The organism is Solibacillus sp. NPDC093137 (assembly GCF_050280445.1).
GTDB classification, from domain to species: Bacteria; Bacillota; Bacilli; order Bacillales_A; family Planococcaceae; genus Solibacillus; species Solibacillus isronensis_B.
The window spans coordinates 176,621-202,352 of the sequence record NZ_JBNNVH010000002.1 but is presented as its reverse complement, the minus strand read 5'-3'; the positions used below and the strand labels follow the sequence as shown (position 1 = coordinate 202,352).

Annotated in this window: 26 protein-coding genes; 10 read left to right on the top strand and 16 right to left on the bottom strand. The window is 40.9% G+C overall.

What is annotated here, in order from left to right; genetic code table 11:
• Positions 1-26 precede the first annotated feature (26 nt).
• Positions 27-512 carry a threonine/serine exporter family protein gene (locus ACQKN3_RS12795; RefSeq protein WP_079523805.1) on the bottom strand — a complete coding sequence of 162 codons (486 nt, stop codon included), beginning with the start codon at positions 510-512 and terminating at the stop codon, positions 27-29.
• A gap of 65 nt (positions 513-577) precedes the next feature.
• Positions 578-1,324, bottom strand: coding sequence for a threonine/serine exporter family protein (locus ACQKN3_RS12790; protein ID WP_251690622.1), 747 nt, complete (start codon positions 1,322-1,324; stop codon positions 578-580).
• A 175-nt stretch (positions 1,325-1,499) separates the two neighbouring features.
• Here ACQKN3_RS12790 and ACQKN3_RS12785 point away from each other — a divergent pair, with 175 nt between their 5' ends.
• Complete coding sequence (locus ACQKN3_RS12785; protein ID WP_427711951.1) at positions 1,500-2,891, top strand: polysaccharide deacetylase family protein; 1,392 nt, start codon at positions 1,500-1,502, stop codon at positions 2,889-2,891.
• A gap of 178 nt (positions 2,892-3,069) precedes the next feature.
• Here ACQKN3_RS12785 and pxpA read toward each other — a convergent pair whose 3' ends face one another.
• Positions 3,070-3,837 carry a 5-oxoprolinase subunit PxpA gene (gene pxpA, locus ACQKN3_RS12780; protein WP_427711949.1) on the bottom strand — a complete coding sequence of 256 codons (768 nt, stop codon included), beginning with the start codon at positions 3,835-3,837 and terminating at the stop codon, positions 3,070-3,072.
• A gap of 89 nt (positions 3,838-3,926) precedes the next feature.
• On the opposite strand from pxpA, the gene pxpB reads away from it, so the two are divergent.
• The 4 genes from pxpB to ACQKN3_RS12760 all read left to right on the top strand — a co-directional run bounded on the left by pxpB (position 3,927) and on the right by ACQKN3_RS12760 (position 5,953).
• Positions 3,927-4,628, top strand: coding sequence for a 5-oxoprolinase subunit PxpB (gene pxpB / locus ACQKN3_RS12775; RefSeq protein WP_427711947.1), 702 nt, complete (start codon positions 3,927-3,929; stop codon positions 4,626-4,628).
• Positions 4,622-4,756: a hypothetical protein gene (locus tag ACQKN3_RS12770; protein WP_427711945.1), complete on the top strand. Its 135-nt coding sequence runs from the start codon at positions 4,622-4,624 to the stop codon at positions 4,754-4,756. The genes pxpB and ACQKN3_RS12770 overlap by 7 nt, the downstream gene beginning before the upstream one ends.
• On the top strand, positions 4,716-5,552 hold the full coding sequence (locus ACQKN3_RS12765) for a biotin-dependent carboxyltransferase family protein (protein WP_427711943.1): 837 nt from the start codon (positions 4,716-4,718) through the stop codon (positions 5,550-5,552). Before ACQKN3_RS12770 ends, ACQKN3_RS12765 begins: the two co-directional genes overlap by 41 nt.
• Positions 5,553-5,698: 146 nt before the next feature.
• Positions 5,699-5,953 carry a GlsB/YeaQ/YmgE family stress response membrane protein gene (locus ACQKN3_RS12760; RefSeq protein ID WP_251690617.1) on the top strand — a complete coding sequence of 85 codons (255 nt, stop codon included), beginning with the start codon at positions 5,699-5,701 and terminating at the stop codon, positions 5,951-5,953.
• Between the two features lie 190 nt (positions 5,954-6,143).
• On the opposite strand, the gene ACQKN3_RS12755 is transcribed toward ACQKN3_RS12760, so the two are convergent.
• From ACQKN3_RS12755 to ACQKN3_RS12730, 6 genes are all read right to left on the bottom strand, one after another.
• The gene (locus tag ACQKN3_RS12755; protein WP_427711940.1) at positions 6,144-7,676 is read right to left on the bottom strand and encodes an MFS transporter; all 1,533 of its coding nucleotides are present in this window, start codon (positions 7,674-7,676) and stop codon (positions 6,144-6,146) included.
• 263 nt (positions 7,677-7,939) lie between these two features.
• Positions 7,940-9,013: a Gfo/Idh/MocA family protein gene (locus ACQKN3_RS12750; protein ID WP_251690615.1), complete on the bottom strand. Its 1,074-nt coding sequence runs from the start codon at positions 9,011-9,013 to the stop codon at positions 7,940-7,942.
• A 16-nt stretch (positions 9,014-9,029) separates the two neighbouring features.
• Positions 9,030-9,905 carry a sugar phosphate isomerase/epimerase family protein gene (locus tag ACQKN3_RS12745; protein WP_427711937.1) on the bottom strand — a complete coding sequence of 292 codons (876 nt, stop codon included), beginning with the start codon at positions 9,903-9,905 and terminating at the stop codon, positions 9,030-9,032.
• Positions 9,902-10,912: a Gfo/Idh/MocA family protein gene (locus ACQKN3_RS12740; protein ID WP_427711935.1), complete on the bottom strand. Its 1,011-nt coding sequence runs from the start codon at positions 10,910-10,912 to the stop codon at positions 9,902-9,904. Before ACQKN3_RS12740 ends, ACQKN3_RS12745 begins: the two co-directional genes overlap by 4 nt.
• Positions 10,913-10,976: 64 nt before the next feature.
• Entirely contained in the window at positions 10,977-12,137 is a 1,161-nt protein-coding gene (locus ACQKN3_RS12735; protein ID WP_427711933.1) for a Gfo/Idh/MocA family protein, read from the bottom strand.
• 22 nt (positions 12,138-12,159) lie between these two features.
• The gene (locus ACQKN3_RS12730) at positions 12,160-13,011 is read right to left on the bottom strand and encodes an AraC family transcriptional regulator (protein ID WP_427711931.1); all 852 of its coding nucleotides are present in this window, start codon (positions 13,009-13,011) and stop codon (positions 12,160-12,162) included.
• A gap of 323 nt (positions 13,012-13,334) precedes the next feature.
• Here ACQKN3_RS12730 and ACQKN3_RS12725 point away from each other — a divergent pair, with 323 nt between their 5' ends.
• Positions 13,335-14,537, top strand: coding sequence for an ROK family transcriptional regulator (locus ACQKN3_RS12725; protein WP_427711929.1), 1,203 nt, complete (start codon positions 13,335-13,337; stop codon positions 14,535-14,537).
• A gap of 573 nt (positions 14,538-15,110) precedes the next feature.
• Here the strand turns inward: ACQKN3_RS12725 and ACQKN3_RS12720 are convergent.
• The 3 genes from ACQKN3_RS12720 to ACQKN3_RS12710 form a co-directional block, all read right to left on the bottom strand.
• The gene (locus ACQKN3_RS12720) at positions 15,111-16,439 is read right to left on the bottom strand and encodes an ABC transporter permease (RefSeq protein WP_427711927.1); all 1,329 of its coding nucleotides are present in this window, start codon (positions 16,437-16,439) and stop codon (positions 15,111-15,113) included.
• Positions 16,429-17,127: an ABC transporter ATP-binding protein gene (locus tag ACQKN3_RS12715; RefSeq protein ID WP_251690608.1), complete on the bottom strand. Its 699-nt coding sequence runs from the start codon at positions 17,125-17,127 to the stop codon at positions 16,429-16,431. Before ACQKN3_RS12715 ends, ACQKN3_RS12720 begins: the two co-directional genes overlap by 11 nt.
• A 170-nt stretch (positions 17,128-17,297) precedes the next feature.
• Complete coding sequence (locus ACQKN3_RS12710; protein WP_427711925.1) at positions 17,298-19,430, bottom strand: beta-propeller domain-containing protein; 2,133 nt, start codon at positions 19,428-19,430, stop codon at positions 17,298-17,300.
• A gap of 255 nt (positions 19,431-19,685) precedes the next feature.
• On the opposite strand from ACQKN3_RS12710, the gene ACQKN3_RS12705 reads away from it, so the two are divergent.
• Both ACQKN3_RS12705 and ACQKN3_RS12700 read left to right on the top strand, forming a co-directional pair.
• On the top strand, positions 19,686-20,870 hold the full coding sequence (locus tag ACQKN3_RS12705) for an ABC transporter permease (protein ID WP_427711923.1): 1,185 nt from the start codon (positions 19,686-19,688) through the stop codon (positions 20,868-20,870).
• A 98-nt stretch (positions 20,871-20,968) separates the two neighbouring features.
• Positions 20,969-21,508, top strand: a complete 540-nt coding sequence (locus tag ACQKN3_RS12700; protein ID WP_427711921.1) for a PadR family transcriptional regulator — start codon at positions 20,969-20,971, stop codon at positions 21,506-21,508.
• Positions 21,509-21,581: 73 nt separating this feature from the next.
• Here ACQKN3_RS12700 and ACQKN3_RS12695 read toward each other — a convergent pair whose 3' ends face one another.
• Both ACQKN3_RS12695 and ACQKN3_RS12690 read right to left on the bottom strand, forming a co-directional pair.
• On the bottom strand, positions 21,582-22,256 hold the full coding sequence (locus ACQKN3_RS12695; protein ID WP_427711919.1) for a serine/threonine protein kinase: 675 nt from the start codon (positions 22,254-22,256) through the stop codon (positions 21,582-21,584).
• A 245-nt stretch (positions 22,257-22,501) separates the two neighbouring features.
• On the bottom strand, positions 22,502-23,071 hold the full coding sequence (locus ACQKN3_RS12690) for a YdhK family protein (RefSeq protein WP_427711918.1): 570 nt from the start codon (positions 23,069-23,071) through the stop codon (positions 22,502-22,504).
• A 160-nt stretch (positions 23,072-23,231) separates the two neighbouring features.
• Between ACQKN3_RS12690 and ACQKN3_RS12685 the strand changes: the two genes are divergently transcribed.
• Positions 23,232-23,558 carry a four-helix bundle copper-binding protein gene (locus tag ACQKN3_RS12685; RefSeq protein WP_251690602.1) on the top strand — a complete coding sequence of 109 codons (327 nt, stop codon included), beginning with the start codon at positions 23,232-23,234 and terminating at the stop codon, positions 23,556-23,558.
• Between the two features lie 53 nt (positions 23,559-23,611).
• Here the strand turns inward: ACQKN3_RS12685 and ACQKN3_RS12680 are convergent, their stop codons facing one another.
• Complete coding sequence (locus tag ACQKN3_RS12680; RefSeq protein WP_251690601.1) at positions 23,612-23,785, bottom strand: Fe3+ hydroxamate ABC transporter substrate-binding protein; 174 nt, start codon at positions 23,783-23,785, stop codon at positions 23,612-23,614.
• Between the two features lie 69 nt (positions 23,786-23,854).
• Positions 23,855-24,718 (bottom strand): AraC family transcriptional regulator, encoded by an 864-nt coding sequence (locus tag ACQKN3_RS12675; RefSeq protein ID WP_427711915.1) that lies wholly within the window; start codon positions 24,716-24,718, stop codon positions 23,855-23,857.
• 199 nt (positions 24,719-24,917) lie between these two features.
• On the opposite strand from ACQKN3_RS12675, the gene ACQKN3_RS12670 reads away from it, so the two are divergent.
• Positions 24,918-25,703: a transporter substrate-binding domain-containing protein gene (locus ACQKN3_RS12670; protein WP_427711913.1), complete on the top strand. Its 786-nt coding sequence runs from the start codon at positions 24,918-24,920 to the stop codon at positions 25,701-25,703.
• The last annotated feature ends 29 nt before the right edge of the window (positions 25,704-25,732 follow it).

Below are 25,732 nucleotides of genomic sequence, written 5' to 3'. Positions count from 1 at the left end.
TCGTAAGGCAACTGATGATCAGTGCTTTACGAGCTTCTCTTTTTCACTTTTGTAAAGGATTGAATCGAAGTTCTACCTTTTCTCATTATACGCAGAATAATCTGCATCATTACTTCCGCAAATACAAGTCCCATTGCAATCGCGCCGGAAATCATAAATGCCCGCATGCCATTTTCCAGACCTGCAATATAGTCGAGCTCCATCACATTGCGCATCGTACTGTATGCAATGCCTCCAGGTACAAGCGGAATAATTCCGGAAACACTAAATATGATCATCGGCATCCTAAACTTGCGTGCAAAGAAATATGCTACTAATGAAACGACAAATGCTCCAAGAAAGGATGCGCGGACATCATCCAGTCCGCTTTCGAACAGAACATAATATACTGCCCACCCTACAGCACCGACGAAACCACATGCCGGGATTGTTTTGATCGGGGCATTAAAAATAACACCAAAACATGCGGTCGCAATAAAACTAATAACGATTTGAGCTAAAACATGCTCCACCAACGAACGCTCCCCTCCAATCGATCATACCTTGGAATGATCGCACTCCGAATTGATCCAAAAACTTATAGCGAAAGCACAAGCGCAATACCTGAACCAATAGCAAACGCTGTTAAAAAGGCTTCGGCACCTTTTGCCATCCCTGCTGTGAAATGCCCTGCCATTAAATCGCGGACTGCATTCGTAATGAGCAGTCCCGGCACTAGTGGCATGACCGAACCGATAATTATTTTGTCTATTTCCGTACCAACATTAAAATGCACTGCGAGATATGCAACAGCACCCACTCCTACCGATGCTAAAAACTCTGAGAAAAATTTTACGCGGGTCATATTATGAAGAATCGTCACAATATAAAGACCGACACCCCCTGCAACAAAGGCTGCCGGGATATCCGAGATTGTTCCATTAAACAACAATAAGAAGGCACTGCTCGCTAAACATGCCGCCAAAACTTGAACGGAAATCGGAAGGAAATAATTTGTTTTTTCTATCTTCTTTAACTCGTCATACGCCTGCTCTAATGTTATCATTTGAGATGTAAGCTTACGTGAAACATTGTTTACAAGCACAATTCGATGTAAATCTGTAATTCGTGTTGGAATCGATGTAATTTGTGTAGGCTGTGTTTTACCTAGGGAGAAAATAATACCTGTTGGCGTAACATAGCTTTGTGCATTCATCATATTTTGAGAACGGGCCATCCTTAGCATCGTATCTTCCACTCGATACGTTTCAGCACCGCTTTCAATCATAATACGACCAGCGAGCAAAAAGCAGTCGAGCGCCAGTTCAGTATTTTCAGCATTCATTCAAGGGACCCCCTTCCACTTCTTAGCTCATATTACTTGAAGCAATCGGAAAATAACAGTCTTTTTTCGTGCAAATTATGCTGACAGAACTGCGTATTTCCTTAAAGTTTACAATGACCCTCATTCTGGTCAATATGAAATAGATTATCCCAATTAGAAAGGAACCCGATACATCATGACAAACCCTTACAGAAAACGGCGTGGTCCTTGGATTGATTTAACTCTTATTGGTGCTATCGGCTTTTTAGGTGCCATTATCGTTTTTTTAACTTTTTTAAGCGATGATCCAATTTTCCGGCCCAGCGACAAAACATCCGCTAAAGAGCATACCATTACGGAGGAAGCATCAAAATTCCCGGGAATAAAAATTGTTACAGATCGCTCTGATAACAAGAGATTGCCCTATACCGTTCAATATCCGCTAACGGAATACGAAACTTTTAATAACACGGTAACGACTTATATAGAACAATCAAAACAATATTACATAAGCATGATGCGCCTGCAGCAGGGTTCAAAGAAGTTAGCAGGCGACCTAACGATAACTGTTGAAACATTCGAGCATGATCATTATTACTCCTTTGTTTTAACAAATAAAATGATTTTAAATACCGAAGAGAAACAAACAACGATTCAAACGTTTCTAATTGATTATGAAACAGGTGATTTGATTGATATTCGTGATCTTTTAAATGAGGATTTAGAAAGTCTAAAAACTTTTGCAGCACATATCCAATCGGAATTGCTTAAAAATCCAGCTTATAAAGAGGATGTATTAGAAAAGGAGCTCGCATTCGCTACCGAGCCAAAATGGCGTTTATTTAAACGTTTTGCATTGAAAGATGACTCCCTATTCATTTACTTTAATGAAGGTGAAGTGGCAAAAACGGAATCAGGTGTACCAGTAATTGAAATTCCGTTATCATTCATCAACCCACTTTTAGCATCTGATTTCCAAATAGCGATGCAATCCGAAAGTACGATCATTCCTACTGATAAGGACTCATCAAAAAAACGGATTGCCCTTACATTTGATGACGGTCCGCACCCGGAAGTAACGAAACAGATTTTAGAGCTTCTGGAAAAGTATAATGCCAAGGCGACATTCTTTATGCTTGGAAGCCGCGCGCAATATTATCCGGGCTTAGTACGTGAAGTGCTTGATAGCGGTCATGAACTCGGTAATCATACGTGGTCGCATCCTGTTTTAACGAAAATGTCTCCTGCTGAAATTGAAAAGGAGTACAATTCCACAGAGGAAGCGATTATTCATGCAACCGGCGAACATTCAACTGTTTTCCGCCCTCCTTATGGGGCGATTAATGAGGAGATTCGTAACGCAATACCATGTAAATCAGTCAACTGGACGATTGATACTCTCGACTGGAAATACCGCGATTCAGAAAAACTGTTCCCGATGGTGAAAAAAGCATTGCATAATAACGCGATCGTGTTAATGCATGATATCCACCAATCTACAGCAGATGGACTGGAGCCTGTCCTTGCCTACTTACAAAAGGAGGGCTATGAATTTTTAACGGTTTCTGAAATTTTACCGTATCATTAAAAGTAACTTTAAAAAAGAGTGGTGATTTATAATCGCCGCTCTTTTTGCGTTAATCCTCAGATGCCTGTACTTATTCCTCACTTGAGGGTAATTAATCCTCACTTTCATCGGGATAATCCTCAGATGCTTGCACTTAATCCTCACTTGAGGTCAATTAATCCTCACTTACCATTAGACCTCACTCAAACGCTCGAAATGCCTGAACTTTTACCCCCTGCTGTTCCAGTTCCTGACGTGCGCGTTTTGCGAATTGCACCGCATGCTCCCCGTCTCCATGCACACAAATACTATGTGCCTGCAGTGCTACTTTCGTTTGCTGAACAGAGGTTACTGTCCCCTCTTTCACCATTTCAATAATTTGTGCAATCGCCTTTGCTTCGTCTGTTATAAGTGCATTTGGCATAGCGCGTGATGTTAATGTACCATCCGCCTGATATGTACGGTCCGCAAATACTTCATGGACTGTATGTAAGCCGTATTTTTCACCGGCAGCAGTTAATTGACTTGATGCCAAACCATATAAAAGAAGCTCCGGTGATACATCATAAACGGCCTTTGCGATGGCATCGGCAAGCTCCTCATTTACCGCCGCCATATTATAAAGTGCTCCATGTGGCTTCACATGCTGCATCATCACGCCTTTTGCCGTCAAAAACCCTTGCAGTGCACCGATTTGATAAACAATTAGATCATATGCTTCCTGCCATGAGATATTCATTTCCCGCCGCCCGAAACCATTTAAATCAGGCAATCCTGGATGGGCACCGATCTGCACATTATTCTTAATCGCAAGCTCCACCGTTTCGCGCATGACTGACGGGTCCCCTGCATGAAATCCGCACGCGATATTGGCGGACGTAACATAACGAAGAATCTCCTCTTGCTCCCCCAGCTTATAGCGCCCAAAGCTTTCTCCTAAATCACAGTTAATATCTACTCGAAACATAATGTCTCCCCCAACTTTGGAATTATCTGAATGTTATGCTATTATCATGCCATACATAATGATTCATTCCAATAATGAGGTGACATTTCATGCCGGCACTGCAATTCAAACAACTTAGCGACAAGGCACTGTTCGTTCAGTTCAGTATGACGATCAACGAACAAACCCACCAGCAAATCCAGCAAGCTATTGCAATTTTACAGGAGCAGCCATTCCCGGGGCTAATCGAAATTGTGCCTAGCTATACAAACTTCTGTGTGTATTACGATCCTTTTACAGTGCAGAAATATTTGCAGCAGACCCAAACAACAACGAGTGCTGAAAAGGTTCAGCAATATATTAAAACCTTGCTTGAGCACCAACAGAAGGAAGTTCCCCAAGAAAGTCGGTTAATAGAGATTCCCGTGCTATACGGCGGTGAATACGGACCTGATTTAAAGGAGGTTGCGAACATCAATGGCTTAACACCAGCAGAAGTGATTGCAATCCACACATCCCAGGAATATCTCGTCCACATGCTCGGCTTTGCGCCGGGTTTTCCGTTTTTAGGTGGAATGGATCAACACATTGCAACACCGCGCCGTGCTACACCAAGACTTGAGATTGCGGCCGGTTCTGTCGGTATTGCAGGTGAGCAAACGGGCATTTACCCACTTTCAACACCAGGAGGCTGGCAAATAATCGGCCGTACGACGAAACGATTATTTTTACCGGAACAAAACCCGCCAACACTACTGCGAGCCGGTGACCGCATACGCTTTGTCGAGGTTAAGGAGGATACTTCATGCTAAACGTTATTAAACCCGGGTTGTTCAGCACCGTTCAAGATGCAGGTCGTATCGGTTATCAGCAATACGGTGTTATTGTAAGTGGTGCCAATGGATGCTGTCGCTTTCCGCATCGGCAATGCCCTGCTTAAACAGCAAAATAAAGCAGCAATTGAAATGACGTTACTTGGTGGTTCATATGAGTTTGAGAAAAAGACTGCGATTGTACTGGCAGGCGGGAAAATGCACGCAACAGTTAACGATAACCAGGTTCCGATGTATAAAGTAATTCCCATCAATAGAGGAGATGTATTAAAATGCGGTGCCATTCGAAAAGGTGCAAGAAGCTATTTATGTATTGCGGGCGGCTTTTCTGTTGATGAAATACTCGGCAGCCGCAGCACTTATCTAAAAGCCGGCTTAGGTGGTTTTCATGGACGACCGCTTCAAGCAAGTGATTCGATTCCTTATGGAAAATCGACCATTCCATATCATACATATCAAATCAAAGTAGATCCATTTTATGAGCGAAAACCTATTCGCCTATTAAAAGGGACCGAGTGGCATGAATTCAGCCCTCAAATGCAACAACACTTCATCGAACAGCACTATACAATTTCACTTGAAGCCGACCGCATGGGCTACCGGCTGGAAGGGCAAAGCGCCATTTCATTGGAAAAACCGTTTAATTTGCTTTCTGAAGCCGTTACTATCGGGACGATTCAGCTTCCTCCAAGCGGACAGCCCATTTTGCTGATGGCGGACCGACAAACAGCGGGCGGCTATCCGAAAATCGCACAAATTATTACGGCCGATTTGCACCGTGTTGCACAGCTCATCCCAAAACAGCCTCTTCATTTCGAATTGGTCACACTTGAGCAAGCAGAACGGGCTTATTTTCAGCTGGAACAACAGCTGCGGTTGTTGGAAACTCTTTTGAGAAACTAGACATTTCACAAAAATTCTTGAGTACCATCCACAATCTCCATTAAAATTTTCAAAACTTTTTTTCTTATAAATGTTTGAAAGAGGTCAATAAAGGTTATAAAACACTATCGCGAAATAGTTAAAATAAAAAATAGGAGATGGAAATTATGAGTTTTATTTGGTTCTTAATAATTGGCGGGGTTATCGGTTGGCTAGCAGGAGCAATTTTAGGTAAAGATGTCCCAGGTGGAATTATCGGTAATATTATCGCAGGTATTGTTGGTGCATGGATTGGTGGTATGCTTCTAGGAAGTTGGGGACCTAAAGTTTCTGATTTCTATATCGTCCCAGCTATCATAGGTGCAATTATACTTGTGTTCATTGTAAGCTTTATTATGAAATCAATGCGTAGAGCTTCGTAAGCTAAATAATCGTTTAGTTTATATTTTAACGGTAAAGTGAACTCTATGTAAGCAACTAAAAGCGGTCCTCCACAATTTGATTTGGGGAGAACCGCTTTTGCTTTGTCCTTAATTTATATCCATTTTTTACAGTTAATTACTTTAATTTTCTGAAAACTACATCCCCATTCTAGATAGGACTGAGTAGTTTTCACTTCGGATTTAGAATAGTGTTCAGCATATCTTCACTTTCACCTACTAGTTCCGCAGATGGTTCACTCATTCTTTTTTCTTCAGCTTTTTCCTTAGCTTCAGCAATTGAAGTCTGGATTTCAGCCATTTTCTTGCTATCCAAATGATAGAACTTCATTGCGATTAAAGAAGCAATCCACCCAAGAACCGGAATTCCAAATGCCAGGAAGACAGTCATTCCATATAAGGAAGTTGTTAACGTATCCCCAATTTCAGGGAAAGTTTCTTTATAGCCGATCAATGCTACCGCAAAACCGACAAGAGCCGGAGCCAGCGACGAAATCAATTTATCGACGAAGGAGAACAGTGTTCCGATCATCCCCGGCACATAGCGGCCAGATTTAAATGTTTCATAGTCGGATATATCGGCAATCATCGGATTAACTAAGGCAGATGGCAACGCTCCGAAGCCCATTCCCAATGTGTACAAGACAATAAAACCGATTGTGGCAAGACCCATATCGCTAAGTGAAATTGTTGTTGGATCAATCGTGAAGAGGAAAGCCACCAACATCCCAAACGCTAAGAGACCGATCCAAGTTGATATGACAAAAGCTTTTTTCAAATCCGTTTTGCGTGCATACCATACTCCCGCAAAAGTGATGAGCAGCGTCGGTACAATGATAATCATTGAGATCGTTCCGCTTAAACTGTAATCCCCCAGTAATATTCCAAATAACATAACTACAACAACTGCATGGCGCAAGACGCTTAACGTTAATTTATCACTGGAAGCTGCAATGATAAGCATTTGCAACGGTCGATTTCCTTTTAAAATCGGCCAAAAATCTCGAAACTTCGTCTGTACTGTTAAATCTGCGAGGCCATAAAATTCTTTCTGATCTTTGCTCGCGATGCCTATGACAGCCAGCACTGTAAATATAAAACCGGCGAGTATGGCATAAGTATTCAACTCATGGAATAAAGCCATTGTAAATCCATCGTGCTTGATTACTAAGTAGGAGGCTATAAATACTTGTCCACCGGTGAACAATATCGTGTTGTTGACACCGTCAAATACTGCAAAGAGCGGACGTTGTTTCGGATCGTTCGTCAGCACCGTCTGAGCCGCTTTTGTACAAGCTGTCTGCATCGTATACCCGACGACATAAATTGCATAGACTAAGATAAAAAATACCAATTGGAGTGACTCCGGCAAAAGATGCGTGACATTGTACATAATCAAAATGGATCCCGCTAAAATGATATTCCCTATAACCATCATCGGACGGAATTTACCGAATTTTGATTCTGTCTTATCGATGATAAAGCCGATAATCGGATCTGTTATCCCATCAAATACGCGCATCAATGTCAAAATGGTGCTGACAGCCACAACTGTCAATCCAACAATGCCTGTAGCGTAATAAGTGACAAACGCTAAAATGAACATATACAAATTGGTTGCCGTGTTATTTAGTGTGAAAAATCCAATCTGCCAAATTTTTGCTTTATGGTACGTATGGTCTTCGTTGAGTGCTGCAGCTTTCATTGAATCTCCTCTTTTCTACCATAAGAATTTTTTGTTGTTTCTCTTTCGATTCAAACATTTGATGAAGGCGCTTTCAATATTTTCTTGAAATTTTTGTGCTTACTATAAGATTGATGTGGAAACACTATTTGTTTACTCAACAAACTAAAAGTAAGCACAAAATCAATCAGATTTTTCAATACTCAGAAAACTTTACTTAAAAGCCGTTTCACTTTCCGGTACATAAAACAGCTAGCGGAACGGCTTCCTTATTGCTTTGTTACTTACCGCGAGACGACGACAGCCTGTTCCTGTGCGACTAGGCAAAGCTCAGCTGCCTTGAATGCATGCTCTTGCGTCATAGCATTCTCAGTGCGATTGATACAGTCTTTGATGAATTCCCCGAAAAACGGATAGCCGACAGTCCCTGAAAGACTGTAATGCTTTTCGCCATCTTTGTTAACAAGATATAAGTGATCACCCGTTTCTTCACGCGCCACATCCAGATATTTGCGAATTTCGATGGTACCTTCTGTTCCGGTGATGAAAGTGCGGCCATCACCCCATGTCCGCAATCCGTCAGGCGTAAACCAATCGACTTTGAAAATTTGAGTGGCACCATTATCTCCAAGCAGCGTGGCATCTCCGTAATCCTCGAGCCCAGGATAGTCCGGATTATTGTAATTGCCGACTTTACTGTGCAGAACCTCCGCATCTTTACAGCCAGCATAATATAAAAATTGTTCAATCTGATGGCTGCCGATATCACAAAGGATTCCGCCGTACTGCTCTTTATCAAAAAACCAGTCCGGACGGCTTTCTGCATTCAAACGGTGTGGTCCGAAACCGGTCACTTGAATAACTCGGCCGATTGCACCGTCCTTAATAAGCTGTCCTGCAAAAACCGCACCTTCAACATGAAGACGTTCGCTGAAATAAACCATGTACTTCTTCCCGGTCTTTTTAACGACACGCTTCGTCTCCTCCAATTGGGCCATCGTGGTGAATGGTGTTTTATCCGTAAAATAATCTTTTCCGGATTCCATTACCCGGTTTCCAAGTGCACTGCGTTGCGAAGGAATGGCAGCTGCGGCGACCAGTTTCACTTCATGGTCGTCCAGAATCTGATCGAGCGATTCTGCTATTGCCACTTGTGGGAATTTCTCGACGAATTCTTCCACTTTTTTTGAGTCCGGATCATAAACCCATTTCAATGTCGCGCCTGCCTCCAGTAAGCCGTTGACCATTCCATAGATATGGCCATGATCAAGAGCGGCAGCCGCAATCGAAAATTCACCTTCCTTCACTACAGGATTCGGTTTTCCTTTCGGCGCATATGTCATTCCGTCTTTACTCATTTATTTCGACCTCCTGTCATTTAACCGTTGCCTCGAACCAGTCGGCATATCCGAGTTTACGTAAATTCTGCGCTGAAATTTCCAGACATTCGAACGGGTCGCGACCATACGTATCATCCTGTTCCACTAGGAAATACTTTGCGCCGCTTGCAAGCCCTGCATCAATGACTGCCGGGATATTCATATTCCCTTCACCGACTTCCGCAAATTCAATTAAATTTGTAAATTTATTGAAGAACTTTGGCATATCCTTGAAATCTTCCTCATTCAAGTCTAATTGGCCAATGCGGTAGTCCTTTAGATGTAATAAAGAAATCCGGTCTTTATACTGAGTGATAATATCAACCGGATTTTCACCAGCGCGCTGAATCCAATGAATATCCAACTCGAAACCAAGCTTAGACGTATTGTTTTTAATCAAATCAAGAAGGTACTCACCATCAAATTTTTGGAACTCGACATGATGCGTGTGGTAGTATAGTTCGATTCCCTGTTCTGCCAGGCTATGCGCCATGTCTTCCGCTTTTAAGATAAACTGCATGATTTTTTCTTTGTCGCCCATAATCGTCAGCGGCAGCATGCCGATGCGGAGGAAATTACAGTCCAGTGTTTTGCAATCCTGAACAATTTTATTAAAGTCATCTGTCAATGTTTCGCCTGGCATTCCTGGCATTATCGGGTCCAGCGAAGCTGATAAAGCTGCTATTTCGATATTGAAATCCTGGCTGGCTCTTTTCAGCTCAGAGACATTATTTTCAGTCATTGGGATTTGCGAGACTTCCACTGCGCGATATCCCAGTTCATTAATTTTTCTCATCGTTTCGTAAACGCCGATTTCCTCGACTTTATCTTTCAGCATCATCATTTGTACGCCGATTTTCCCTTTTTTCATTGATATACCCCCATTGCAATCTGTTTTCCGCTAATGCTTGACTGACGGATGGCATTAATCATTTCCATTGATACTTGCGCATCTTTTGCTTTAATATAACCATCGGTATTGTGCCGGATGCATTCATAAAACTCATTGATCAATTTCACATGACTTGCGCCGTAATAAAATTTCATGCCCGGCAATTTCCGATCTTCTTCTAACTTCAGTTTCGTTCCGTCCACTAGTGTCTCGGTCAAAATGCTATCTTTAATCGTGAATTTACCTTTTTCAAATAGCAATTCGAGTTCCACTGATGAATTCTCCGCATTGGCATTCGTCGCAAATAATAGACCCTTCGCTCCATTTATAAATTCGATGCGGGCCGTTGCCGTATCTTCTACATCCAATCCATAATCCAGCAATTCATCGATGGAACCTTTGATTGTCTTAATTTCTCCACCGAACAATTGCATCAGATCTATCGTGTGAAGCGCCTGATTGATCATCACACCGCCACCCGCATACTTCATTTGGCCACGCCAAGGCTTGATGTCGTAATACTCTTTCGGACGGAACCAGGCGACAAGTCCTTTTATACCTAGAATCTTTCCATATTCCCCGCTTGCTGAAATCTCCAGCAGCTTTATAACTGTCTCATTCCTCCGGTTTTGTAGTGAAATCCCGATTTTGATATTTGGATTCAACGCTTCCAATTCAACCAACGATTTGCCTTCATTCGCATCCAGCGCCAACGGCTTTTCCTGAAAGACATGGATACCTTTTTCAACACATGCTTTTGTTGCCGTGTAATGAAGATGATGTGGCAGGCAAATATGGACGCAGTCTAGAGTTTCTTTTTCTAACATCTTATGGTAATCGGTGTAAAACACTGGCCCTTCGACTGTGCCTTCCATCTCCGGGTCGATATCACAAACTGCGGCAAGCTCGACATAGGGGTTGCTTTGAATGGCTGGAATATGTATTTTTGAAATATCCCCCAAGCCGATGACTCCTATTTTCAGCATATGGATTCCCCCCTCTTAAAAAAAACAAATCAACACCGGCAATGGTGATGAGTTGTTTTTATTATTATTTTTGGATTAACAAGCTCTTTTCTTCTTCTATTTTTTTCGATAATTCAGCGAAGTACAGATTTTCATCTACCGGTAATTCAACTTCTTTGCCGAGCCAGCTTGATAGATGAATTGCGTTGGCTAATGCCACTCCATAGATTCCGTCGCTTCCTGGTGCGAGAAGTGGTGTACCATCCAGGACATTGTCTGCGAAATTTTTGAGTACGCTTGTGTGCTGTACACCCCATTCGTCTTTGAATTCCAGCACTTCTTCATCATAGATGTCGTCTGCGCCACCCCCCATAAAAATTTTCATAACATCCTGCATGTCCATGCTCGCACTCATTTCAGCTTCCGGACGTTTCAAACGTTTGATGGTCACTTTTTTGCTGTCGTCAACAATAATTTTCCCTTTGTCGCCGTGGATTTCAAAACGGTCCGTTCCCATGATATCGTGAGTTGCTGTGATGAAGACGCCTGTTGCGCCATTGCCGTAATCGAACATTGCCGTCACTTCGTCTTCCACTGCGATGTTTCGTTGATAGCCGTATTTGACATTGGAATAGACTTTTTTCGGCATGCCGGCGATCCATTGCATCAGATCCAGCTGATGCGGAGCCTGATTTACAAGCACACCGCCGCCTTCACCTTCCCAAGTTGCTCTCCAAGCGCTTTGATCATAATAGCCCTGCGGACGCCACCAAGTCGTGATAATCCAATTTGTGCGGCGGATACTTCCAATCTCATCGTTATCGATGATTTCTTTAACTTTCTGATACAGTTCATTGGCGCGCTGATTGAACATGATGCCAAATGTCAGCTCTGGTTTAGTTGCTGCAAAATCATTTAGTTCCTTCACTTGTTTCGTGTAGACGCCAGCTGGTTTTTCCAATAAAGAATGAATGTCTCTCTTCAGCGCCTGGATCCCCATTTCAGGATGCAGGTAGTGCGGGACACAAGTGATGATAGCATCGACATTGCCGCTCTCCATCATGTCAATGTAGTCTTCATAGAACGGCACAGACGGATATTTTCCAGCCGCCAGTTCTTTTTTCGCCGAATCGATATCGCAGATTGCCCCGATTTCCATATTCGGTACTCTGCCCTCAGCGATAAAGCCTGCATAAGCGCCCCCTTGAGCTCCCAAACCGATAATTCCTAATCTCACTTTTTTCATATTCATTCTCCTCCCACGTATTTTATTCTCGATTTCGGTAAGCTTTTGCTGTCATCCCGACTTTTTCACGGAAATAACGGCTAAAATGAGAAATGCTTTCGAAACCGCTTTCATGCGCAATATTTTTTAAGGTCTTCTCAGGTTCGTTTTCCAACAATTGTTTGACTCGGTTCAAACGGCAACCCATCACATATTCCATGATTGTGAAGCCGGTCATCTCTTTGAAGACATGTGAAGTATACGATTTGCTTAAGTTCAATGCATTCGCAATCGACTCAATCGACAATTTCATCTGGAAATTTCCTTGTATGAAAGAAGCGATATTCTCAGCATGCATTTCTTTTTCAGCTTTTTTGCTTGGAATTTTCAAGGAATGGACTTGGCCAAGCTGATTGACGGCAACCAGAATCTGCAGAAGCAGTATTTTCGTGTTTGCTTCTTTTCCGACACCTGTAAAGTCATTATTCCGTTGCACTTCTTCAAGGCGTTGTACCAGTTTTTCCAACTCTTTTGATTCTTCGTTCTCTTGTGTACGGATCAGGCAGTAATGCAATTTTTCGAAGACGTCCAGCAAATGCAAACCGTCCACTGCCTCTAAAGCCTTTTCCATCCATTGCGGTGAAAAATGGATTGTGCTGCGGACATACTCGCTGTCCGGCGATATATTCGGTTTGTGTAGAGCCATGCCATCCATTAACAGAATATCTCCTGGCTCAAGATCATAAATCTGGTCATGAATCAAATAACGGCAGGATCCGGCATGGAAAAAATAAATCTCATACTCTTGATGGGAATGGTAATCGATATAATCCCAGTATGTTTCCATCTTGTAATGCACCATAAGCGGCTGTTCTATTACTAATTTACCTTTCATATGAATCTACCCCCATTTTATATGATTCTCAGATAATTTCATTAGCTGAAAGTGCTTACATTGTTCATTAAATTATCTGAGAGTGCTTTATTAAAAGATTATTCAGATAATTATTTCAAAGCTTCCCTATTTTGTACAGTGCTTCCTTTTAAAAAACCGGATTGGCATTCGAAACTCCCTTATTTCGCTCGAAAATGTAATTTTTATAGGTGATGCCCTAACCTTAGCAAGCCTTTATGGTATCCTTTAGTTATAGATAACTTCGACTGCAGTCACGGCCAAAAAGGCTTGGGCAAAATGATTAAGCAATGGAGGAAAATGATATGGTTACGGTAGACGGATCTTATATAAAACAGATAAACAGAGGTTTGATTCTGCAGCAAATCATCGAACATGGCATGATTTCCAGAGCCGACCTGTCAAAAAAGGTTGGCTTGAACAAAGCCACAATATCCGTGCAGGTAGCAGATCTGCTAGATGAAGAGCTGATTTATGAAATGCATCAGGAGCACCATAATGTAGGGAGACGTCCCGTCATGCTGTCATTAAACCGTCAAAATGGTTTTGCACTAGGCATCGATCTGGATCATAAGAATATCACATATATTCTTTCCGACTTACTCGGCTATCCTGTACATACTGAAATTATTCCGTTAGAGACTTCAAATTACGAAACCGTTGTGGAACTATTGGCTACGCAAATCATTAAATTTCAGGCTCAATGTTCGGACAGCCGCTACGGTTTAATCGGCGCAGTCATCGGCGTTCATGGCACTGTGGGAAAAAACGAGAAAGCTTTTTTTGTCCCTCAGCACCAATGGCGTGACAAGGACCTGAAAGTCGATCTCGAAAAAGAAACCGGTGTATCCGTGCTAATCGAGAACAATGCCAATGCATCGGCTTTTGCTGAAAAAGTCTTTAAATCCCAGGACAGCGAAAACCTTTTGTCTATTTCTATGTATTCTGGCATGGGACTTGGTATCATCATGGAAGGCGAACTTTTGAAAGGCTATAACGGATTTGCTGGCGAAATGGGCCATATGATTGTTGTTCCAGACGGTAAGCTCTGCACTTGCGGCAATAAAGGCTGCTGGGAAATGTATGCTTCAGAAGCAAGGTTCCTGCAGGATCTCGCCACTCTCAAAAACAAGAGCAATCTCAGTTACGAAGATGTGGAAAGCTGGCTTGCAGCTAAAGATCCGGTTATAATCCGAAAAATTGATGAATTCTTTGAATTTCTGGCAATTGGATTGAATAATATTATCAATCTTTATAACCCCGAAACAATTGTACTCAATAGCCAGGTGCTGAAAATGTATCCCGGCGCCATCGATCGCATTAAAAGCCTGTTGAAGTCTTCGGTCAGCCAGTACCGTGAATTGAAGCTTTCGGATCTTGGCAAAGATGCATGTGCGATGGGAGCATGTGCCCTTGCCATCAAGAGCTTTCTGAAAGTTCCCGAGCTGCGCTTAGATTTATCAAAAAATCATCTACCTGCAGATGATTGTGCGGGAACGATCATCTAAAAGAAGAGGCTGGGACATAGCATTTTTTTGCTGTTCGTTAAAAATTGATTTCAATTCCGGGACGCTTTCCACGGGCACGGCCTGAGCCTGTAGTCTCAGGCGTCGTGCTGTTTCCGTAGGAGTCGCCCTTCATTCCAATCAATTTTATAAAATATCCGTTTCTTAATAAGGTTTTCCCTCTTATTCAACAGTACTTCTTTTATGTCCCAGCCTATTCTCGTTGGTTACGAAACTTTTTTCCATTATATGAAACCGTAACTTGCTCTTTTATACGGAAGAACTGCTGAGCGTTGTAATAGCAGATATTCGGGTAAGCATTTAAAAAGTGGTGTTCTTGATGCTATTGCATTGGCCATCACCTGCAAATGAGTTGCAACCGACCTGCATTGAATAAGTATTATACGGGTTTACTCTAACACTTTCTACTGTTCATCAATCTGCGTCCTATCCACAACGTATCTACTGAGAATTTAAAAAGACCAAACATATTCATCAACTAAAATATGTTTGGCCCTTAAATTTATTTATTTTATTAATCTTAATGTACTTATTTTACAACGGCATATAGTTTTTTTATAATTCCTGTCTTAACGCCTGCATTACTTCAATTTTCGTTGCTTTACGTGCCGGGCGCAAACCTGAAATCATCGCCACGCCGATACTGATCGCAGCAGCAATCACTACGAGCTGCCATGGGATCGCTGAGAATTGTACATTGTTGAATCCATCTTCTCCTGTTGCTGCCTTTAAAATAAGCGGCAATAGCGCATTCGATGCAAAGCTTACAATATATGAAATTGCAATTGCAAGAACTGTCCCAATAACTCCGATAAACGCACTTTCCATTAAAAACAGTCGTTGAATCAGTTTTGGGCTGGCTCCAATTGCTTTTAATACACCAATCTCACGCGTACGTTCTGTCACCGCCATTGTCATCGTATTGAAAATTCCGATGGATGCGATCAGTACTGCGATTGTTCCAACAAAAACAAGTCCTGCTTTCAATACTAGGAAAAAGACATTTAACTCATCCAGCTGTTCAGTAACGGAATACACACCGTAGCCTTTTCCGCGTAGCTCTTCTAAAATCGGCTTTACATATTCCAAGCTTTTTGCATAAATATCGAAGCGTTCAGAAAACAGCTGAAAATCGCTAGCTACCTCTACATCAGCAATTACTTGGCTATACATATCTTCAATTACTTCACGTTGCTCATCCATAATATAAATTCTGTTTTCAGTTGCCCATTCGTATGACGGCTTTGGCATAACACCGACAATCGTATACGTCATACGCTCTGACAGTACATCCGGCTGTTCATGTGTACTTAGAGCAATCTCCACTTCCTTGCCGATAAGCGACTCCTTGTACCCTTCTTCAGCACCGTCGTAATAAGTGCCTTCCGCTTCTGCTGCCTTTGATTTTTCCTCAATTAATTTGCGGTCCGCTTCATTCAATAATGATTGACCGAAATGATAACCAACAATAATTTCTCTTTCGTTTTCTGGATATTTTCCTTCCGATAACGGTTTCGCTACCGATGCATAATCAGTAAAGTCCACTAAACGTATTGATGTAGACGTATCACGGTCCCCCATATAGCCTGCTACATTAGCATCCACACTTGTTGTTTTTAACACCGTTTGTACATTTTCTACCGCTTCAATATCTGCTACTTCCTCTTCAGTAAACAGCGCTTGGCTGCCAAGCACTTCAATTTGTGTCACCGTTTCACTCGATAGAATCTCATCTTCAATTGAATCCTGTAATCCAAAGCCGATTGAGGCAAGCACGATTAAAAACGCACAGCCCATTGTTGCGGCAAGTACTGTCATAAATACTCGCAGCTTATTTTTCTTAATATGCTGCATCACAAAATTTACCTGATCTTTAAATAGCATTGTGTTCCCCTTCTTTCACTAATTGACCGTCATGCATGCGGAAGCGCTTGTCCGCAATCATCGCTACTTCCTCATCATGCGTAATAATAATAAATGTTAAATCCAATTCGCGGTTCAGCTGCTGAATAAGCATTAAAATATCCTGCTCTGTCTCTGAATCAAGGCTTCCTGTCGGCTCATCGGCCAACAAAATCGGTGCATTGGTCACAAGGGCACGCGCAATACTAACCCGCTGTTGTTGCCCGCCTGATAGTTCATTCGGATAATGGTCCGTCACCTCAGTTAACCCGACTTTTTTCATGATCACTTCAACCCTTTTTCTGCGCTCAGATACGTTCATCCCTTGCAGTTTTAAAGGCAATTCAATATTTTCAAATGCCGTCAGACTTGGCATGAGCTGAAAGTTTTGAAAAATAAAGCCGAAGTTTTCTAAACGGAATTTTGCACTCTGAATTTCATTAAATGCCGCAATTTCCTGTGCGTTTACTACAATCGAACCGTGTTCCGGCTTCATAAAGCCTGCCAAAATCTGAAGCAGCGTCGATTTACCCGATCCGCTTTTCCCGACGACTGCCACGATTTCCCCCTTCTTAACATCAAATGATACATCTCTCAGTACCGGAACCTGTCTTTCCTTTCCGCGTTTACCGATGGAAAATGTATGTTGTAAGTTCGTTACTTTAATCATCATCGTTCACTCCTTTTCACTTAACTTCAGTGTAAAGGGCAAATCTTAATATTTAGAAAGGCTAAATATTAAGAAATTCTTAAGAAATCCTGAATACCCCCTTTAAGTTTTTTCAGGACATGAAAAAAACCACAAGCACTGTTCCACCTGTGCTTGTGGTTGAATCTTTATTAGAACCCTACCATTTTTTGCTTTTCAAAAGTTTTACCGTTGAAGCTCGTCACTTTTGAACGTGATACTGTAAATAGCTCATCATCAATATAAAGAAGACGCTGTACAACATTATACGAATCTTCATATTGTTCACCAGGACGTGACTTTTCGATCATATCCGCTGCAAGCTCAATTCCTTTAGGTGTTACTTTGTAAATATGAGCACCTGTTCCTTCATATTTCAGCTGGTCTTCCTCATCTGTTGGCGAGTAAATCGTAACCGGGAAGCCGTAATAGTTTTGACGCGAATCTCTGAACAGTGCTTTATGGTCATACTGTACAGGTGAATAAGTACCGCGACCTCCTATTACAACCGCCTGCTGTTCTTTCGGGTTATTGAAATCCGTCACATCAAACAGGCTCAGTTTCATTCCTTTCGTATAGACAACCGGCTCTTTTGAACCTTCCTCCATCTTCACTTCCGTATCGTAACCAATACCTAACAAGTGATTTTCGCCAATTGGATGCAAGTAATTACTGAAGCCTGGAATTTTCAGCTCCCCTAACACTTTCGGCGCTGTCGGATTTTTCGTATCAATAACAAAGAGCGGGTCTGTTTCCTTAAATGTCACTAAATACGCTTTGTCTCCCATAAAGCGAGCAGAGTAAATGCGCTCCCCCTTCGCCAAATCCTTGACCGCACCTACTTGTTTTAAGTTTCCATCCAAAATGAAGAGATTGTTTTTCGAATTGGCTGTTGTTCCCCATGCACTGCCTTCTGTAGTAGCGATACGGACATGCCCATCATGCTCATCCATTGAGAATTGATTTAATACAGAACCAGGAACTTTACCTTGTGCTGTCATTTTCACCGCTGTTTTATCAATAGAAATTTTATAAATATTCGTTTCATCGTTTTGGCTCACCGGCATTGTACTAGATACCGTGTCTTCAAGAGATGTACTTTCCATTACTGGTCCGAAACGATAATGATTCATCGATGCAATATAGATTGCGTTTTCTGACATGTACAATTGCCCACTATTACCTAGGAAGCTCTCTGTTTTCCATGCGTTCGACTTTACATTGCTCATATCGATTGCTGAAACGATCAAATAATTCGGTTCATTGCTTTCAGGCAGCATGCGAATTTTATCAACCGGCATAACAGTTTCCTTTTCCCCATCGTACGTAGATGGACGAAGCTCTACATCCGGTGTTTCCTGCAGCAGCCAGTAGTTCGGCATACGACTTGATACAACATACAAATAGTTGTCTGTTTTACGGAGACTTGTAATATCCCCGTCATGCCCCACTTCGCGTACTAATGTAGGATTTTTTGCATCTTTCACATCATAGAATGCAATTTTCGTAACAGATTTCCCGTCATAATACGGCTCTCTTTGTGTTTCCACATACTGTGTGTATCCGATAATTAATGTTTGATCATGCAGCATTAAATGCGATGGATAAATATCTTTGCCAACCTTTAAACGCTTTACTACACTCATAGTTTTAGCATCAACAATGACTACTTTATTGTCGACAATCGTATAAATCGATTGGCCGTCCGTAATTGCAATGTCACCTTCTTCAATCCCTTCAACCTGGTTGTTTGTTGTAGAGTGACTCGGCCCACCACTGCCTGAATCTTTGTTTTCCATCGACATCGCCGATTCTTCAACCACCATATCATTAAAGCGACTCGATACCGCATTTTCTTGTGCTACAAACGCCCTGAAGTAATCTTTTAAATCTTCTGTTGTAGTAAGTTTTTCCACTTTCCTTACAACTTCAAGTGCTACCGACTGTTCCTGCTGCAACTTTGCATTTTTCGCGTATGCGGTTTGCTTAATTTCGAGTGTGTACTTCCCTACGCTAAGCCCTTCGACAGATAAAGCAGTTCCGGCTTTATCAACTGAAAAGTTCACTTTAGCGTTATTGCCGTTTTCATCGACAACTATAATGGACCCATCTGTTAAACTTTTTTCCCTAATTGGCTGCTTTAACGTAATTGAATACGTTTCCCCTTCGAATAAAATACCCGTTGCCTGCACTTCCGTATTTTTAGCCAACATAAAATAACCGAGTGCCAAAACCGCTACAAGTGACGCGACAAGCCCTATACCGAAAAGTTTGCCGTTTTTCATGTAAACCCCTCCCTTTCCATACTTTGTATTGAATTAGACTGGAAAAGAGTGTAAAAGTTACAGAACTTTTAAAATTTTTATGACAGATATTTTCCATGGGTAAATTAAATGCTCATTCTAACCGTTCACATTATCGTAATATTTCTGACCAACTTATTACTTTACAGGTAAATCATTAATATTATAGAATACTAAAAGCAAAGTACTTCAATTAGAGTACTCAAATTAATGTTTGTATAAGAGAGGAAACAATACGTGAAATTTAAACAATTTTTAAAATCACAAGGAGCAATTGCTTCTATTTTTATGGGAATATTTTATGCGGTAGCGATGCTCGGAATCTTTTTACCTGGATATACAGCAATACCCGGCAATATGGATGAATTAAAAATTGCCATCGTAAATGACGACAAAGGCGAAGCTGGCAATCAGATTGCAGGTCAGCTAGGTGAAAGCTTACCATTTAAGACAATCGAAACAGACTTAACAAATAAACAGGCTCTAAAAGACTTAGAGCACAATGAACTTGCATTAGTTATTCATATCCCTGAAAACTTTTCGGCGGATGCACAGAGCGGTAAAGGTACTAACATTGATTTCACAGTAAATGAAGCTTCATCAACAATGGTTTCATCTTCTATGTCATCTGTAGTTACTCAGATTAATAACGAATTAAGTGCAAATTTCTCACAGCAAACAGCTCAAGGCATTTTAATGAATTTTAACCTCCCTGAAGAACAGGCTGCTGAAATGGCTGCGCAAATCGAAAACAGCTACACAGGAAACTATGTCATTATGAATGATGTGCCAACGGGAATGCATAACAGTATGCTGCCAATGTTTTTAACAATGGCTTGTTATGTAGGTGCAATGATTGCAGGAATGCAGTTAGTCGGTTCATTTAAAGCGAGCCGTGGTAAAGCGAGCAAAACACGATTATTTATGTATGTACAATTGACTGCATTAATGATTGCGGTACTTTCAACTATTGCTTCATTAACTGTTGCCTTTTCAATTGCAGATGTCGACATGGCAGTATTGTTGCCTGTAGCCGGTCAGCAGATTTTATTGTATATGGCTGCATTTAATGTTTGTGCAATTCCAATATTTATCCTTGGTGAAGGCGGTATGATTCTTAACATTCCGATTCTGCTAATGCAAACATTGGCAAATGGCGCAACAATTCCACGTGATATGATGTACGCACCATATGAATGGTTCAGCTATATTACACCGATGTACCATTCGGTTCAATCGTATTTAGCGATTATGTTCGGTTCGATCAACCCTGGCCCTTACCTATGGGGATTAGCTGCAGTAGGTATCGGAGCAATGCTTATTAATGTCCTTATTGTTTGGATCTTCCATAAGCCGCTGCCAGTAGATGCACCGGCTGAACAACCAGCTTCTTTAAAAAAAGCGGATGAAGTTATCGCATAACTTTGTTAAACTAAGGAAAAATACAACTCGTGCTATTTTCAGGCACGAGTTGTATTTATGTAGCGGAAATTAAAATGTATAAAGTATAGGAGAATACTATGTCCATCCAAATTTATATATTGAGCAAGTTAGCGAAAGAAAGCAGTTATCCATATAAACTAAAAAAAGAGCTGTCAGAACCGATTCCTTTTGATAAATTGGCGCACCTGACGGAAAGTAAGCTCTATTATCATTTCGAGTCTTTGACAAAACAAGGACTTATCGAGCCAACAGAGATTATTAAAGAAGAGAACCGGCCGGATAAGCAAGTTTTCGCCATTACAGAACAGGGTCTTGCATTGCTTCCGAACAAAATTTATCAGCTTTTTGAAAAAGCCGATTCCCTTTCAGATACAATTGTAGGTTTAATGAATCTGGACTTTGTGGATCGTGCGAAAATCATTATAATTCTTGAAGAGAAATTAAAAAAGCTTGAAAAGAAAAGAGATTATATTACAAGTTTGAATATGCAAGTTAAGCTGGAAGGTTCTAAAAAAGAAGGTGGGGATTTTTTAACCGGCTATTTTACAAGTCGTTTTAATAATGAAGGTGAATGGATTTCTTCACTGATTGAAAAAGTACAAAATGAATCTATTTAAATAAGCCACGCATTCAGATGAATATATCATCAAAATGCGAGGCTTTTATTTGTATATTGGCATAAAAAACTTATCAATTTTTAAAGAAAAGTTTTAAAATAGGTGTTGTAATTTCTTCAAATGACAATGATTTCTTCCCTCGCCTGTTATACCACTTTCGAACGGTTTCAACTACCCCGATCGGCACGGATTTCCCGTCTATTAAATGATAGTATTGCTCATACCCTTTTTTTAAATGTTCCCATCGACAATCATTTCCTGACATCGTATACTCGGAAACATCGATTATTTTAGCTCTGCCGTTTTGCAGCAGTATATTTTTCAAATGAATATCACGCGGGTTCAACCCCTTGCTGCGCGCATATTCTCTTGCTTCTTCAACATCCTGTATTACCTGTTCCGGAATATGGATGCCTTCAAGGATACATTCAAATAGCGTCTTCCCTTCCTCGTAACTTAATACGAGGCAATTGTCGTTCGAACCAAAACAGGTTGAAAAATAAGGCGAATTGCCTAACTTCCGGTAAACACTTTCTTCCACCATTACTTTGGCTGATTTATCTTTCGCATATAGTTTGAATGCATAAGCTGGGGTGTGTTCGGACCAAAAAACTGCCGCGTCCGTCCCGATTCCTACACATTTCAAATTCTCTGCTTCACCAATAATCGTAACTGGCTCATTGTTCGGATTGGAAAATACATCTATTTTTGAGAGAGTTTCCATTACTTTTTCGAAGTCTTTTACCATATCATCTTTCCCTTCATCAGTGTTAAAAGAAAAATACATGATCCAATTACTTTTAAAGGGATTCTATATCGCTCATAATAAAATTCGTCTTTTTATATTCACTATATGTTTATTTATTGAGTTTAACATTAAATACGCTAGTTCATGTAATTTACCCGCTTTGTTCAATATGTAAAAAGCCCTTCACACCATTATGTGAAGGAACTTACCTATTTATTAACTAAGGCATAATTATTTTTCACAATTTATTCCACAGGGGAAAGTTCACTTTCTGTTACCCATTTATGATGCGTTACTTCCTCACCTGTTTCAGTATCTTTATAACTCACCATATATACGGTCGTTTGCTCAGCCGAATCTATTGTAGCGGCCGCGCCACCCATCCCGTCCATATGTTCCGCATTTAATACGACATCTTCACCGGAATTGACTGGTGCTTCTCCAGCGTCTTCAAGCTCTTCATGAATAACCCATTTGTGATCTTCAACTGGCTCGCCACCAGTTGTTGGAGTATACGTAACCATATAAACAGTTGTATCAAATGCTCCGGTAATAGTTGCCTTTGCGCCATTCATACCGCCCATATGATCGGCATTAATTATTGCTTCGCTGCCAACTGGATATGTAGGGTTTTCCGCATTCGCCAATCCTTCAGGTACTTCACCTGAACTTGAATGGTCCATTTGGGCGTGTTCCATATTTGAATGATCCATTTCTTCTATAGAGTTTGACTCTTCTTCATTTCCACCACAAGCCGCTAAAACGAGCGCTGTACTTAAAACGAGCGCACCTGTTACTAATCTCTTTTTTTTCATCGCTGCATTTCTCCTTTTTTTAATTTTCTCCCCCAATTCATTATACCCCTACGAGGTATTCAATAACCTTACAAATTTTTAAGAATCTATTGAGGTTAGTTTACTGGACAAAATAACGGGCAAATTAGAAGTGTACAAACTTAACGAGGAGGAATGGGAAATGTCACATGAGCAACATCAACAATTGCTGCAAACTTTACATGAATGTATGGAAGCATGCAACCACTGTTTTGACGCCTGCTTAAAAGAGGATCACGTTCAGATGATGACGGAATGTATCCGTCTGGACAGAGAATGTGCAGATATTTGCAACTACTTGGAACAGGCAATTTCTAGAGGTACCCCGTTTATTTCCGAGCTGGCTGCCGTTTGTGCAAAAATTTGTGAAGCATGCGGAAATGAATGCAAAAAACATGATCATGACCATTGCCAAAAGTGTGCGGAAGCGTGCTTTAAATGTGCAGAAGCATGTAAAAAAGTTGCCTGAACATACGAAAAGTTGCTCCAGTTTCATTTACCAATGGAGCAACTTTTCTTTGTTTAAATATTAATTTCCGTTGAGCACTTTTCACAAATAAATTTGCCTTCCAGATTCAAATAAGCTTTGATTTCCGTAAACCCTTTTCGCTTCGGATAACGCATTTGAACCAATACTGATTCATCGTCTTTAATTTCATTATCACATTTCATGCATTTTGGAATGATTAGGACCACTCTATCCCCTCCCACTACTTTATACTTCAGTTACACTTGTTCTACCTAAGTATAAGAATATCCTTCCTATTATTTTTTCCGAACAGGAAGCCAAATTTCACTGTAAGCATAACCTTTTTTATTTTCATCCATTTTAGTAAACGAAAAAGTTGGTGCTTGGATAATTTCATAATCGGAAGTAGGAAGCCATTCCGAGTATGTTTTGGCCATTGTTTCTTGTAATGTGGCAGGAAACGGTCCTTCATTCGGAAATACCGCCCACGTACATGCTTCAACTCGTACTTTTTCTAATCGATCACTGACTTCAATTTCAGTCGTTAAGACACCGATCATATGCGTTAACTCCCCTTCTTCTTTAAGGAAATTCTCATCAGCATGATAAGATGCATTCACAATTTCAAAGGGCTCTGTATTTTGCAGTGCGCGCATTTCTTTTCTTTGTTCTTCCGTTATGCTTTGGGCCAGCTTTACGATTTCCTGATTTACACCTTCAAACTGCATAGGTACACGTTTGCTTACCCCTGCTAAATTAAACGCTTGTTTATCTTCAATTCTCCATTCCATTGAAACTCCTCCTTTTACTGTAATAACGAATGTGAGTTTAGGAAATGACTTGCTTACTTTCTTTTTGATGACATCCGATGGTAAGCAATCACACCATTTTTTAAATGCTCTAGTAAAACCGTCGACTGACTGGTAACCGTATTTAAACGCAACATCTGTTACCTTTTCTCCATTTATTAAATCCTTATTTGCTTCCGATAGTTTTCTATTTTTAACATACTCATTTAAAGTCATCCCTGAAAGGTGAAAAAATACTGTTCTAAAGTGGTAATCGGAAACCCCGGCATACTGTGCAATACTTTCGAGAGACAAGTCCTCGGTTAAATGTTCTTCAATATATTCAATCACCTGATTTAATTCTTTTAGCAACATATCCCTCCTTCATGGATACATATTAGCAAAGCAATTATAAAAACACTCGACATTTTCAGCTGAAATAAATCGTTAGAATTTGTACAAATAATGACGCTTGTTGTTTATTAGAAGAATTAAAAGGGTATTCACACTTATTAGTAAGATACTTAGCAAAAAAGATTGTAGAAATACATGAGAGGAGTTGATACGTAATATGCGGTTGGAAAAAAAGTTAATATTGATATTCAGTTTTATCGCGGCCTGCTTCTTATCAGCTTGTGCGGAGAAGGAAAAGCTTGCCGACGGATCTGAACTGATACATAAAGATCAGTTTGTTTTTGCTGCATCTGGCGAGTTTAAACCATTTAGTTATGTAAATAATGAGGACCTTACGATGTCAGGCTTTGATATCGAAGTTGGCGAAGCGATCGCAAAAGAACTCGGTCTTAAACCGGTTCAAAAGCGTATCAAGTTTAAAGGTATAGTAGAAGGAGTCAAGACTGGCCGTGCAGATGTAGCTGTTGCCAGCCACACGATTAACCCACAGCGAAGCAAACATGTTGCTTTCTCTACCCCCTATTATTATTCTGGACCGCAGATTTTTACCCGACCAGAAAGTGAAATCAAAACTGTTGATGATTTAGACGGAAAGGAAGTCGCTGTAGCTAAAGGATCAACCTATGCTGATACAGCCTCCAGGTATACCGATAATGTTAAAACCTATGACAGTGACATCACTGCTTTGCAGGCGTTAAACAGCGGTCGTCATGATGCGGTAATCACCGATTTTGTTACCGGGAAAAATGCTGCAAAAGAAGGGTTTAAAGTTGAAGGTCAGCAGTTAATTGAACGCAGTGAACAAGCGATTGTACTGCCACAAGATAACCCTAACCTATTAAAGCGAGTTAACGAGGCGCTGGAAAAACTCCGGGAAGATGGAACACTTACTCGGATTAGCATGAAGTATTTTGGTGAGGACATTACAAAAAAACCTGAATAATTCAATCCTCTAAATAAGAAAGGACGTAG